Origin of the sequence: Streptomyces griseoviridis (genome assembly GCF_005222485.1) — a bacterium.
Taxonomy (GTDB): domain Bacteria; phylum Actinomycetota; class Actinomycetes; order Streptomycetales; family Streptomycetaceae; genus Streptomyces; species Streptomyces hintoniae.
The window spans coordinates 8,769,191-8,782,490 of sequence record NZ_CP029078.1 but is presented as its reverse complement, the minus strand read 5'-3'; the positions used below and the strand labels follow the sequence as shown (position 1 = coordinate 8,782,490).

The following is a 13,300-nucleotide window of genomic DNA, read 5'->3' as shown; positions in this document are numbered from 1 at the left end:
ACTTTACAGGAGAAGCCCCTGAGCAGACACCGTGTCCCGGCCACCGCCCGGCCCGCGGAAGGCCTCGCGCGGCCACCCCGGTGCGCGGGGCGGGCCGGGCGCGGCGCGGGGGGCGCGGGCGCGGGACGGGACCCGCGGGGAGGCCGTCCGGCGCGGCAGCGGCACGGCCCCGCGCCGCCTCCGCGAAGAGGGGCGCCGGGCCTGCCGGGGCCGCGCGCGGGGCCTTGGCGGCTGCTGTCTAGTCGTGTGCGGACCCGACGGCGGGAATGCGCGGGTCTGCCGGGTCGGACGGGACCCTGCCCGAAGCCTGAAACGTTGTCAACGCCCTGGACAGACTCACCAGCCAGCGCGCGTCGGAGTCCAGGTCGCGGCCCCCGCCGTCCGGGACGGCGCACCGCTCGTCGGCGGGCAGACCGTGCGCCCTGCGGCCCAGCGCGGCGGCGACGACGGCGGCGCCCGCGTGCAGGTCGAGGTCCCGGCCGGTCAGCCCCGCCGCCTCCCCCGCGGCCCGCGCGTCGTGCTCGACGCCGAGGGCGTAGTAGGGCGTGAGGCGTACCAGGCCGTCCCGTATCTCGATCACCCGCCGGTAGTAGGCGCGGGCCCGCCACTGCCTGACCCAGGAGCCGCGCGTCCACCAGCCCTCGGAGGTGCGCGGCAGGGCGAGTTCGGGGAAGGCGTCGTGCAACGCCCGCCAGAGCGGTCCTAGTTCGTGGAAGACGGCCCGGCGTGCGAACACCGCCGAGAGGCGGCCGACGAGTGCGACGGTGACCGGGTGGGTGACTCCGGCGACCAGCATCCACACCCCGAACAGGGTGGTCACGTACCAGACCCGGTTCATCACGCCCAGCACCTCCGGGTCGACGGCGAAGGCGAGGGGGGTCAGGACCGCGCAGGCCTTGAGGACGCAGGCGCACAGTTCGGCGACGAGCGCGACGGACAGGACGCGCAGCGCGGTGCGCAGGTTCCTGCGGATGGTGACCACCGAGTACACCAGCGACCAGCGCATCGCCATGGCGGCGACGCCGCCGATGTAGCTGGACACCACCAGGACGAAGAGGGCCGCGCTGCCGCCGTTGCGGTTCAGCCACTCGGCGGGGGTGGCGCGCAGCGGCTGCGGGGAGGCCCCCCACACCACGGCGGCCGCGGCGGCGAACAGCAGCAGGCAGGAGACGGCCAGGGTCTGCGACCTGTCCTCCTCGGGGCCCGCGGCCGACAGGTGGAAGAACCGCAGCAGCCAGAAGGCGGCGACCATGCAGTCCACGCAGGCGACCAGGACGTTGACGCCTCGGGTCGCGGTCAGCATCCAGGCGTAGACGCTGGGGTGGAAGAGCACCAGGGCGAGCGCGATGCAGACGGTGCACCGGGTGATGGCCTTGAGCGGCTGGTCGTCGGGGGCCCGCCGGACGTGGACGATCCGGCTCGCCGCGCACAGGCACACCAGCAGGTCGATGTAGGTGCAGATGAAGATCTGGATGTGCACTGCTCACCCCGAACCGGGAGGACGGACACCGCGGACGTGGGGCGTACCGCCGGTCGGGGGGATCCGCCGCCCGGCGCACGCCAGGTGGATCACAGCCAGGAGGCTCGGTTCTTGAGGGCCTGCCCCATGCGCTCGATCACGGGGTCCTCGGCGAAGGAGGTGCTCTCGGCCGGGGCGCAGACGCCGCGCACGGCGGACCGTTCGAGGATGATCGTGGCGATCAGTTCGGCCTCGAGCTCCTCCTCCGAGTCGTAGACGGTGCGCATGCGCACGCGCCCGCCTGCGGGGCCGAGTTCGTGGCTGACGAGGTCCGCCGCGGGCACGGCGAGATGCTCGAACAGAATGTGGCCCACTTCGTGGAGGATGATGTGGTCCTGGTGCGGACGCGTGGTGTCCTGCTGATAGAAAATCACGTCGGCGGTGTCGGTGGCGACACAGACGCCCAATGGCCCCGGTGACTCCAGCGGATACGGGATCAGCCTGATTTCCCGGCCCCGGCGGATACTCAGACGTCTGCACAGGTCCTGGACGTCGAGTGGATATCCGACTTCGAGGTCCCGTAAGAGGGTGCGACATCGCCGCCGCAACCTACGCTTCCTCATACTCCCCCTCATAAGGCGTTGCGTCACTGCGCGAATTCGGCAACCTCGGTCAACCCTAGCTCAGCGATGCCGAGTTGCACAGAAATTTTTACATGGCCGTAACGTATGCCAGTTCGGCTCCTCGGACAGGTCCAAAGCCGGGCACACGCTCCTCACCCGGACGTCATCCGCCGGAAACGGCCCGCTCGACACCGGGGCGAACACGACAGGCAAGGCGATTCCCTCTTGTCAACGCGGCGCGACATCCTTGAACCCGATTCAATAGATAATTCCAAGGAAGCCGAAAGGTAAAATTCCCGGCGCAGACTGAACCGGATCAGGCGAATCACCGTCCAGGGTCTGGGGGATGCCCCGACCGCTCCCCCGCACGGCGCGCCGCCGGCCGCACGGCCCTGACCAGTGCGGCACCGACTCCAGAAGTCCGGACAAATCGCCCGTGCGGGAGGGGTGCGGTCAGACCGGGCACACCGGAGCGGAACGGGAACTCCGCAACGCCTAGCGAAAACTTCACCCTGGCTTAGAGGTACGTCCTTGACCGTCCCTCAATCCACCAACAAAGCTGTGGACACCGCCTGGCGGACTCTCGCCGGTGGCCGGGGGAAGACAACCGATCGCCCTATCGCGACGGCCTGCACATCGCAGCGTTCCTCGAAACGGCCCGGAATTCCCCACCCGTTTTCCCGACGCGGGTCCGTTCCCGGAATCAGTGTGTCCGGTCCGGTCTCTCCCGGGTTCACACAGTGGGTGATCCACGGTTTCAACGATGCCGAAGGCACCATCAAGCGGTTCGGTCGAGGAGGGTTTCATGGACACCGCGGTGATAGTTGTGGGAGCCGGTCCCGCAGGACTCATGCTGGCCGGCGAGTTACGCCTGGCGGGCGTCGAGGTGACGGTACTGGAGCGACTTCCCGAGTCCACCGGGGAGTCGCGCGGTCTGGGCTTCACCACCCGCACCATGGAAGTGTTCGACCAGCGCGGGCTGCTGCCCCGCTTCGGCGACCTGGAGACCAGCGCGCAGGGCCACTTCGGCGGCGTCCCGCTGGACCTGTCGGTCCTCGACGGGGCGCATCTGCCCAACAAGACGATCCCCCAGTCGCGCACCGAGGGCGTCCTGGAGGAGTGGGCGGCCGAGCTGGGCGCGGACATCAGGCGCGGGCACGAGGTGCTCTCGCTGACCGAGGGCGCCGACCACATCGAGGTGGAGGTCAAGGGGCCCGCGGGCACCGAACGGCTGCGCGCCGCCTACCTGGTGGGCTGCGACGGCGGGCGCAGCACCGTCCGCAAGGCGGCCGGCTTCGACTTCCCCGGCACCGCCGCCACGCTGGAGATGTACCTCGCGGACGTGCGCGGCCTCGACCTGCGCCAGCGCATGATCGGCGAGACGCTGCCCGGCGGCATGGTGATGGTCGGGCACCTCGACGGCGGCATCACCCGCCTGATCGTGTGCGAGGGCGGCACCCCGCCGAAGAAGCGCACCGCGCCGGTCCCCTACGCGGACGTGGCGGCCGCCTGGCAGCGGCTGACCGGCGAGGACATCTCGCACGGCGAACCGGTGTGGATCAGCTCCTTCGGCGACGCCACCCGGCAGGCCACCGAGTACCGCAGGGGCCGGGTGCTGCTCGCGGGCGACTCCGCGCACATCCATCTCCCGGCCGGCGGCCAGGGGATGAACACCAGCCTCCAGGACTCGGTGAACCTCGGCTGGAAACTCGCGGCCGTGGTGCGCGGCACCGCGCCCGAGGCGCTGCTCGACACCTACCACGACGAGCGGCACCCGGTCGGCGAGCGGCTGATGATGAACACCCGGGCGCAGGGGCTGCTGTTCCTGAGCGGTTCGGAAATGCAGCCGCTGCGGGACGTCCTGCGCGAGCTGACCGGCTACCCGGACGCCGCCCTGCACCTGGCCCGGATGGTGAGCGGCCTGGAGATCCGCTACGACGTCGGCGAGGGCGACCACCCGCTGCTCGGCCGCCGGCTGCCGCATCTGGAGCTGGTCGGCGGCGACACCAAGACGAGCACCACCGAACTGCTGCACCCGGCGCGGGGCGTGCTCCTCGACCTGGCGGACGACGCCGCGCTGCGCGCGGCGGCGGCGCCCTGGGCGGAGCGGGTCGACGTCGTCACCGCCACCCCGCACGACAGCGGCCCGCTGGCGGACACCACCGCCGTGCTGGTGCGCCCCGACGGCCATGTGGCCTGGACGGCGTCGCCCCGCAAGGACCTGACGGCGGCCCTGGAGCGCTGGTTCGGTCCCGCCTGAGCCGCCGTCGAAGGCACCCGTCCCACCCCGCGGCGCCGGGAGCGCCGCAGCCGAAGCGCAGGCAAAGGAGACGCACCTCATGCACAGCACCTTGATCGTCGCCCGGATGGAACCCGGTTCCGGCGGTGACGTGGCCCGGTTGTTCGGCGAGTTCGACACCACCGAGATGCCGCGTCTGATGGGCACCAGGCGGCGGCAGCTCTTCTCCTACCGCGGCCTGTACTTCCACCTCCAGGACTTCGACACCGACGACGGCGGCGCCGCCATCCAGGAGGCCAAGGACCACCCGGCCTTCGTGCGGATCAGCGACGACCTGAAGCCGTTCATCGGCGCCTACGACCCGGCCACCTGGCGCTCGCCCGCCGACGCGATGGCGACCCGCTTCTACCACTGGGACGGGACCGCGTGAGCGCCCGCGACCCGCGCCCCCTGGGCCGTCGCGTCGTCATCACCGGGATCGGGGTGCTCGCGCCGGGAGGGGTCGGTGTCAAGGACTTCTGGAGCCTGTTGAGCGAGGGCCGCACCGCGACCCGCGGGATCACCTTCTTCGACCCCTCGCAGTTCCGCTCCCGGGTCGCCGCCGAGATCGACTTCTCCCCCGAGGCGCACGGTCTGACGCCGCAGGAGATCCGGCGGATGGACCGGGCGGCCCAGTTCGTCACGGTCACCACCCGGGAGGCGCTGGCCGACAGCGGTCTGGAGGCGGCCGATCTCGACCCGTGCCGCACCGGGGTCACCATCGGCAGCGCGGTCGGCGCCACCATGAGCCTCGACCAGGAGTACAACGTCGTCAGCGACGGCGGCCGGCTCGACCCGGTGGACCACACCTACGCGGTCCCGCATCTGTACAACCACTTCGTGCCCAGCTCCTTCGCCGCCGAGGTGGCGTGGGCGGTGGGCGCCGAGGGGCCGACCACGGTCGTCTCCACCGGCTGCACCTCCGGGCTCGACGCGGTCGGGCACGCGGTGGACCTGATCCGCGAGGGCTCGGTCGACGTGATGATCGCGGGTGCCACGGACGCCCCGATCTCGCCGATCACGGTGGCCTGCTTCGACGCCATCAAGGCGACCACCTCCCGCAACGACGACCCCGAGCACGCGTCGCGGCCCTTCGACGGCACCCGCAACGGCTTCGTCCTCGGCGAGGGCTCCGCCGTCTTCGTCCTGGAGGAGCGGGAGGCGGCGCTGCGGCGGGGCGCGCACGTGTACGCCGAGATCGCGGGCTACGCGTCCCGCTGCAACGCCTTCCACATGACCGGGCTGCGCCCGGACGGCCGCGAGATGGCGGAGGCGATCCGGATGGCGCTGCACGAGTCCCGGCTGGCGCCCGAGGACATCGACTACATCAACGCGCACGGCTCGGGCACCAAGCAGAACGACCGGCACGAGACGGCCGCGTTCAAGCGCAGCCTCGGGGAGCACGCCCGGCGGGTGCCGGTCAGCTCCATCAAGTCGATGGTCGGCCACTCGCTGGGCGCGATCGGGTCCATCGAGATCGCGGCGTCGGCGCTCGCCATCGAGAACGACCTGGTGCCGCCGACGGCCAACCTGCACACCCCCGACCCCGAGTGCGACCTGGACTACGTGCCGTTGACGGCCCGCGAGTGGCGCACGGACACGGTCCTGACGGTCGGCAGCGGGTTCGGCGGATTCCAGAGCGCCATGGTCCTGACCACGGCCGACCGTGGCTGACCGGCCGGCGACACGGCGGAGAGGAGCGGACGTGGGACAGGCGACGGTGGTCACCGGCGTGGGCGTCACGGCCCCCAACGGGCTGGGCGCGAAGGAGTACTGGGCGGCGACCCGCGCGGGCCGCAGCGGCATCGGACCGATCACCCGGTTCACCGCGGACGGCTACCCGTCCCGGATCGCGGGCGAGGTCCCCGGCTTCGTGGCCGAGGAGCACCTGCCGAGCCGGCTGATCGCGCAGACCGACCGGATGACCCGGCTGGCGCTGCTGGCCGCGGACTGGGCGCTGGCCGACGCGGGCATCACCCCGGAGGAGCTGCCTGAGTTCGACGCGGGGGTCATCACCGCGAGTTCGTCCGGCGGGTTCGAGTTCGGCGAGCGCGAGCTGCGCAACCTCTGGAGCAAGGGCGGCGCGCACGTCAGCGCCTACCAGTCGTTCGCGTGGTTCTACGCGGTCAACACCGGCCAGATCTCCATCCGGCACGGCATGCGCGGCCCCAGCGGGGTCGTCGTCAGCGACCAGGCGGGCGGCCTCGACGCCCTCGCCCAGGCCAGGCGGCAGATCCGCAAGGGGTCCCGGGTCATCGTCTCCGGCGGGGTGGACGCGTCGATCTGCTCGTGGGGCTGGGTCGCGCAGCTCGCGGCCGGACGCCTGAGCACCTCCGACGACCCGGAGCGCGCCTATCTGCCGTTCGACGCGGCGGCCGGCGGCCATGTGCCGGGCGAGGGCGGCGCGATCCTCGTCCTGGAGGACGCCGAGGCGGCCCGCAGCCGGGGCGCCCGGCTGTACGGCGAACTCGCGGGCTACGCGGCGACGTTCGACCCCGCTCCGCACGGCGGACGGCCGCCCGGGCTGCGCCGGGCCATCGAACTGGCCCTGGACGACGCCCGGTTGGCGCCGGAGGACATCGATGTGGTGTTCGCGGACGCGGCGGCCGTGCCGGAGCTGGACCGGGCCGAGGCCGAGGCCCTCAGCGCGGTGTTCGGACCGCGCGGGGTGCCGGTGACGGCGCCGAAGACCATGACCGGCCGGCTGCACTCGGGGGCGGCGCCGCTCGACGTCGTCGCGGCGCTGCTGTCGATCCGGGACCGGATGATCCCGCCGACCGTGAACGTCTCGCCCGACCAGGCGTACGGACTCGACCTGGTGACCGGGCGGCCCCGCTCCGCCGACGTGCACACCGCGCTGGTGGTGGCCCGCGGGCAGGGCGGCTTCAACTCGGCGGTCGTCGTCCGGCGCGCGGAGTGAGCGCGGCCCCCGCACGACCGCACGACCCACGCGACCCCCAACGACAGAAGGTGACACGGCCATGAGCACCCACGCGTTCACGATCGACGACCTCAAGCGCATCCTGCACACCTCCGCGGGCGTCCCCGAGGGGGTCGACTTCGACGGCGACATCCTCGACACCGCCTTCGACAGCCTCGGCTACGAGTCGCTGGCGCTCCTCGAGACCTGCGGCAGCATCGAGCGCGAGTTCAAGGTCAGCATCGACGACGACACGCTGACCATCACGGACACCCCCCGCACCCTGCTCCGGCTGGTCAACCACCAGTTGGTGGCCCCCAGCGCGAGCTGACCCGCGGGCCCCGGCGGGCCGGAGCCCGCACCACCACCCATCCACGAAGGGGAGCACATGTCACAGCAAGGCGAGCGGGTCGCTCTGATCACCGGTGCCACCAGCGGCATCGGTCTGGCGACCGCGCGGGCCCTGGGCCGGGCCGGGCACCGGGTGTTCATCTGCGCCCGGGACGCGCAGAAGGTCGACTCGACGGTCAAGCAGCTGCGCGAGGAGGGCCTGACCGCCGACGGCGCGGCCTGCGACGTGCGGTCGCGGGAGGAGATCGGCGCCCTGGTGCGCACGGTCGTGGAACGGTTCGGCCCGGTGGACGTCCTGGTCAACAACGCGGGCCGCAGCGGCGGCGGGGTGACCGCGGACATCGCCGACGACCTGTGGTTCGACGTCATCGACACCAACCTCAACAGCGTCTTCCTGCTCACCCGGGAGGTGCTGACCACCGGCGGCATGCGCGAGAAGTCCCGCGGCCGGATCATCAACGTCGCCTCCACCGCGGGCAAGCAGGGCGTGGTCCTCGGCGCCCCCTACTCGGCGTCCAAGCACGGCGTGGTCGGCTTCACCAAGGCGCTGGGCAACGAGCTGGCGCCGACCGGCATCACCGTGAACGCGGTCTGCCCCGGCTATGTCGAGACGCCCATGGCGCAGCGGGTGCGGCAGGGGTACGCGGCGGCCTACGACACCGACGAGGCCGCCATCCTCGAGAAGTTCCAGGCGAAGATCCCGCTCGGCCGGTACTCGACGCCCGAGGAGGTCGCCGGCCTGGTCGGCTACCTGGCCACCGACACCGCCGCCTCCATCACCGCGCAGGCGCTGAACGTCTGCGGCGGACTCGGCAACTTCTGACCCGGCCCGCCGGCGGCCCGCGCCACCGGCACCCACACCAGAGCACCGGCTCCGACCAGCAAGGAGTGAGCACATGTCGCAGGAGGGCCTCCGCGAGGTCGAGCACGACATCGCCATCGACGCCCCGGCGGACGCCGTCTACCGGCTGATCGCCGAGGTGGAGAACTGGCCGCGGATCTTCCCGCCGACCATCCACGTCGACCGGATCGAGGGCGGCGAGGGCGGCGCGGGCGAGGAGCGCATCGAGATCTGGGCGACCGCGAACGGCGAACCGAAGAACTGGACGTCGCGCCGCATCCTCGACCCTGAGCGGGCGCGCATCACCTTCCGGCAGGAGGTCTCCACCCCGCCGGTCGCGGCGATGGGCGGCACCTGGATCGTCGAGCCGCTGTCGGGCGCCACCTCGCGGGTGCGGCTGCTGCACGACTACCGGGCGGTCGACGACGACCCGGCGGGCCTGAAGTGGATCGACGAGGCCGTCGACCGCAACTCCCGCTCCGAGCTGGCCGCCCTGAAGCGGAACGTCGAACTCGCGCACAAGTCGGCCGAGTTGACGTTCTCCTTCGAGGACACCGTGCGGATCGCCGGGTCGGTGAAGGACGTCTACGCCTTCATCGACGAGGCCGGTCTCTGGGTGGAGCGGCTGCCGCACGTGGCGTCGGTCCGCTTCTCCGAGGACGTACCGGGGCTCCAGGTCCTGGAGATGGACACCCGGGCCAAGGACGGTTCGACGCACACCACCAAGTCGTACCGGGTGGCGTTCCCGCACCGGCGCATCGCCTACAAGCAGGTCACGCTGCCCGCGCTGATGACCCTGCACACCGGCCTGTGGACGTTCACCGAGCGGGACGGGGGCGTGGCCGCCACCTCGCAGCACACCGTCGTCCTCAACACCGACAACATCGCGCGCGTCCTCGGGGAGCGGGCGAGTGTCGCGGACGCCCGGCAGTACGTGCACTCCGCCCTGAGCACCAACAGCCGCGCCACCCTCGGCCACGCCAAGGAGTACGCGGAACGGCGGGTCAGGGCGTGACCGAGCGGCCTGAACAGACCCAGGTGGTGGTGGTCGGCGCGGGCCCGGTCGGGCTGATGCTCGCCGCCGAACTGCGCCTCGGCGGCGCCCGGGTGGTCGTCCTGGAGAGGCTTCCCGCGCCGACCACCGAGTCCCGCGCCTCCACCCTGCACGCCCGCACCATGGAACTCTTCGACAGCCGCGGCCTGCTCGACGCGCTCGGCCCGGTACCGGGCGACACCCGGGGCCACTTCGCCGGGCTCCCGCTGGACTTCACCCTGCCCGGCAGCCACCCGGGCCAGTGGAAGGTGCCGCAGGACCGCACGGAGGCCCTGCTCGGCTCCTGGGCGAAGCGGCTCGGCGCCGATGTGCGCCGGGGGCACGAGGTGACCGCGCTGACCGTGGCCGACGACTTCGTCGAGGTCGAGGCGGTGGGTCCGGCGGGCCGGCTGCGGCTGCGCGCCCTGTGCGTGGTCGGCTGCGACGGCGAGCGGAGCGCGGTGCGCGAACTGGCCGGGCTCGACTTCCCCGGGACCGACGCCACCAGGGAGCTGATCCGGGCGGACGTCGCGGGCATCGAGGTCCCCGACCGCAGGTTCCAGCGGCTGGAGGGCGGTCTCGCCATCGCGGCCAGACGCGGCGACGGCGTCACCCGGATCATGGTGCACGAGTTCGGGCGGGTCGCCGCGCCGCGCTCGGGCGCCCCCGGGTTCGGCGAGCTGGCCACGGTGTGGAAGCGGGTCACGGGCGAGGACGTCAGCGGCGGCACCCCGCTGTGGATCAACGCCTTCGGGGACGTGTCGCGGCAGGTCTCGCACTACCGGGCCGGACGCGTCCTGCTGGCCGGCGACGCCGCCCACGCGCAGCTGCCGATCGGCGGCCAGGCCCTCAACCTGGGCCTCCAGGACGCCGTCAACCTCGGCTGGAAACTGGCCGTCCAGGTCGCCCGCAAGGGATCGGCCGGGCTGCTGGACAGCTACCACGACGAACGCCACGCGGTGGGACGGCGGGTGCTGTCCGGGATCAGGGCGCAGGCGCTGCTGCTGCTCTCGGGGCCCGAGGTCGAGCCGCTGCGCGCGGTCGTCGGCGAACTGCTCGGCTCCGACGCCGTCCGCCGCCATCTGGCGTCCACCATCAGCGGTCTCGACATCCGCTACGACGTCGGCGAGGGCGCGCACCCGCTGCTCGGCCGCCGGCTGCCGCCCACCGTCCTTGAGACCGCGGCGCTCGGCCGGGTGAGCGGCGCGCGACTGCTGCGCGCCGGCCGCGCCCTGCTGCTCGACCTGTCGGGCGACCCGCGCCGGGCCGCCCTGCTGGCCGCGGCGGCGGCGCCGTGGGGCCGGCGGGTGCGCGCCCTGTCCGCCACGGCCCCGGGCGACGCCGCACTGGCGAGCGCAGGCGCCGTGCTCGTGCGGCCCGACGGGCACATCGCCTGGACCGCGTCCGACACCCCACGTCCCGAGGCGGCGCTGCACCGCTGGCTCGGGCTGCCCGACACCGCACACCCCACTTCTGGAGGAATCTCATGAGCAGGCTCGCCGGCAGGACCGCACTCGTGACGGGTTCGAGCCGAGGCATCGGCCGGGCGACCGCCGAGCGCCTGGCGCGCGACGGCGCGCTGGTCGCCGTCCACTACAACAGCGACGAGGCGGCGGCCGGGAAGGTCGTCGCCGGTATCACCGAGGAGGGCGGCCGGGCCTTCGCCGTCCAGGCCGAACTGGGCGTGCCGGGCGACGTGGACACGCTGGTCGCGGGTCTGGAGGCGGGCCTCGACGAGCACGGCGCGAGCGGGCACGGGCTCGACATCCTGGTCAACAACGCCGGTGTGATGGGCGGGGTGGCCCCGGAGGACGTGACCCCGGAGATCTTCGACCGGCTGGTCGCGGTCAACGCCAAGGCGCCGTTCTTCCTCGTGCAGCGCGTGCTGGGGCTCCTCAACGACAACGGACGCATCGTCAACATCTCCTCCGGGCTGACCCGTTTCGCCAACCCGCAGGAAGTCGCCTACGCGATGACGAAGGGCGCGATCGAGCAGCTCACCCTGCACTTCGCCAAGCACCTGGCGGCCCGCGGCATCACCGTGAACTCGGTGGCGCCCGGCATCACCGACAACGGGACGCCGGTCTTCGACATGCCGGAGGTCGTCGAGCAGATGGCGGCGCTGTCGCCGTTCCACCGGGTCGGCCAGACCCGGGACATCGCCGACGTGGTGGCGTTCCTCGCCTCCGACGACGCCCGCTGGATCACCGGCGGGCTCCTCGACGCCAGTGGCGGCACCCTGCTCGGCGGCTGACCCGCCGCACCGCCCCACCGGGAGAGAGGACGAGGACACGCATGACCACCGACCGGGCCGCCGCCCCCGGCTCCACCGCGACCGTCGTCGGACGGGGCCTGCTGTTCGTGCTCTCAGGCAACATGCTCCTCGACGCCCTCGAGGTGTCGGTGGCCGTCGTCGCCCTGCCGTCGATCGGCGCCGGTCTCGGGCTGTCGCCGACCGCCCTCGGCTGGGTGGTCGGCGGGTTCGCCCTCGGCTTCGGCGGCCTGCTGCTCCTGTCGGGGCGGCTGGTGGCCGAGCTGGGCCGGCGCCGGGTGTACCTCGCCGCGCTGCTGCTGTTCGCCGTCGCCTCGCTGCTGGGCAGCCTGGCGCCGAGCGGACCGCTGCTGATCGCCTCGCGGATCGTGAAGGGCGCCTGCGCCGCGCTCACCGCGCCCACCGGCCTCGCGATCATCGCGGACGCCTTCCCGGCGGGGCCCGCGCGCGACCGGGCGGTCTCCGTCTACTCGCTGTTCGGGGCGGGCGGGTTCTCGGCCGGGCTGCTGCTGTCGGGGCTGCTGACCGAGGCCGGCTGGCGCTTGACGTTCCTGTTCCCCGCGCCGGTCGCCCTGGTGCTGTTCCTGGCCGGGCTGAGGCTGGTCCCGGGCACCGGACCCGGTGCGGGGACGGCGCGCGCCTACGACCTTCCGGGTGCCGTCACCTCCGCGGGCGCCCTGCTCGCCCTGGCCTGGGCGCTCACCCGGGGTCCTGGCGCCGGGTGGACGGACCCGGTGACGCTCTTCCTCCTGCTGCTCGCGGGGGCGCTCGGCGCGGTGTTCGCGCGCGTCGAACGGAGCGCGCCGCGACCGCTGCTGCGCCCCGGGCTCCTCGCGAACCGGCCGCTGCGGTGGTCGGCTCTCGGGGCAGCCGCCCTCAACGGGTCCTACCTGGGCTTCCTGTTCGTCGTGACGTTCGACCTCCAGCAAGACGGCGGCCTCTCGCCGCTGGGCACCGGGGCGGCGCTGCTGCCGGCGAGCCTGCCGCTGGCGGTGGCGGTCGCGTCGGGGCTGTCGCGGCGTCTGGTGGGCCGGTTCGGTCCGGCCCGGCTGATCGCCCTCGGCGCCTGGGCGCCGCCCGCCGGATACCTCTGGTACCTGACGGCGGGCCCGCACCCCTCCTACCCGTCCGCCGCGCTCCCGGCGCTGCTGCTGGTGGGGCTCGGCTTCGCCCTCCAGTTCGCCGCGCTCAACACCCAGGCCATGGCGGGCGTGCGCGACACCGACCGGGGCCCGGCGGGCGCCGTGTACCAGACGTCGGTGCAGGCGGCGGGCGCCCTGACGGTCGTGGCCGTGGCGGCGCTGCTCGGCGCGGGCGGCGGCCGGCGCACCGCGCTCGCCCTGGTGGCCTCGGTCGCGGCGGGCGGCCTCGCGGTCGCCCTGACCGCGGCCACCGGCCGCCGCCCGAAGACCCCGACGGCCCCTAAGACCCCGACAGCCGGACCGGACCGGCCGCGCGGCTGACCGCCGCCGCACGCCGCACGCCGCACGCCGTGCCCAGACAAGCCCCTCACCCCACCCTCC

The 13,300-nt window shown here is 73.1% G+C and carries 12 protein-coding genes; 10 read left to right on the top strand and 2 right to left on the bottom strand.

What is annotated here, in order from left to right; translation table 11 throughout:
- Positions 1-238: 238 nt before the first annotated feature.
- Positions 239-1,480, bottom strand: a complete 1,242-nt coding sequence (locus tag DDJ31_RS37880) for an MAB_1171c family putative transporter (RefSeq protein ID WP_164784809.1) — start codon at positions 1,478-1,480, stop codon at positions 239-241.
- A gap of 89 nt (positions 1,481-1,569) precedes the next feature.
- Positions 1,570-1,926, bottom strand: coding sequence for a hypothetical protein (locus tag DDJ31_RS37875; RefSeq protein ID WP_240677929.1), 357 nt, complete (start codon positions 1,924-1,926; stop codon positions 1,570-1,572).
- A 961-nt stretch (positions 1,927-2,887) separates the two neighbouring features.
- On the opposite strand from DDJ31_RS37875, the gene DDJ31_RS37870 reads away from it, so the two are divergent.
- The 10 genes from DDJ31_RS37870 to DDJ31_RS37825 all read left to right on the top strand — a co-directional run bounded on the left by DDJ31_RS37870 (position 2,888) and on the right by DDJ31_RS37825 (position 13,240).
- Positions 2,888-4,342 (top strand): FAD-dependent monooxygenase, encoded by a 1,455-nt coding sequence (locus tag DDJ31_RS37870; protein WP_127175912.1) that lies wholly within the window; start codon positions 2,888-2,890, stop codon positions 4,340-4,342.
- Positions 4,343-4,421: 79 nt separating this feature from the next.
- Positions 4,422-4,751: a TcmI family type II polyketide cyclase gene (locus DDJ31_RS37865; protein WP_127175913.1), complete on the top strand. Its 330-nt coding sequence runs from the start codon at positions 4,422-4,424 to the stop codon at positions 4,749-4,751.
- Positions 4,748-6,034 carry a beta-ketoacyl-[acyl-carrier-protein] synthase family protein gene (locus tag DDJ31_RS37860; RefSeq protein ID WP_276319288.1) on the top strand — a complete coding sequence of 429 codons (1,287 nt, stop codon included), beginning with the start codon at positions 4,748-4,750 and terminating at the stop codon, positions 6,032-6,034. Before DDJ31_RS37865 ends, DDJ31_RS37860 begins: the two co-directional genes overlap by 4 nt.
- Positions 6,035-6,065: 31 nt before the next feature.
- Positions 6,066-7,280: a ketosynthase chain-length factor gene (locus tag DDJ31_RS37855; RefSeq protein ID WP_127175914.1), complete on the top strand. Its 1,215-nt coding sequence runs from the start codon at positions 6,066-6,068 to the stop codon at positions 7,278-7,280.
- 61 nt (positions 7,281-7,341) lie between these two features.
- A complete protein-coding gene (locus DDJ31_RS37850; RefSeq protein WP_127175915.1) occupies positions 7,342-7,611 on the top strand; it encodes a phosphopantetheine-binding protein in 270 nt (89 codons plus the stop codon).
- Between the two features lie 57 nt (positions 7,612-7,668).
- Positions 7,669-8,454 (top strand): 3-oxoacyl-ACP reductase FabG, encoded by a 786-nt coding sequence (gene fabG, locus DDJ31_RS37845; RefSeq protein ID WP_127175916.1) that lies wholly within the window; start codon positions 7,669-7,671, stop codon positions 8,452-8,454.
- Between the two features lie 73 nt (positions 8,455-8,527).
- On the top strand, positions 8,528-9,487 hold the full coding sequence (locus DDJ31_RS37840) for an aromatase/cyclase (protein WP_127175917.1): 960 nt from the start codon (positions 8,528-8,530) through the stop codon (positions 9,485-9,487).
- Positions 9,484-10,995, top strand: a complete 1,512-nt coding sequence (locus DDJ31_RS40140; protein WP_240677930.1) for an FAD-dependent monooxygenase — start codon at positions 9,484-9,486, stop codon at positions 10,993-10,995. Before DDJ31_RS37840 ends, DDJ31_RS40140 begins: the two co-directional genes overlap by 4 nt.
- On the top strand, positions 10,992-11,759 hold the full coding sequence (locus DDJ31_RS40135; RefSeq protein WP_127175918.1) for an SDR family oxidoreductase: 768 nt from the start codon (positions 10,992-10,994) through the stop codon (positions 11,757-11,759). The genes DDJ31_RS40140 and DDJ31_RS40135 overlap by 4 nt, the downstream gene beginning before the upstream one ends.
- Positions 11,760-11,800: 41 nt before the next feature.
- Complete coding sequence (locus DDJ31_RS37825; RefSeq protein WP_127175919.1) at positions 11,801-13,240, top strand: MFS transporter; 1,440 nt, start codon at positions 11,801-11,803, stop codon at positions 13,238-13,240.
- The last annotated feature ends 60 nt before the right edge of the window (positions 13,241-13,300 follow it).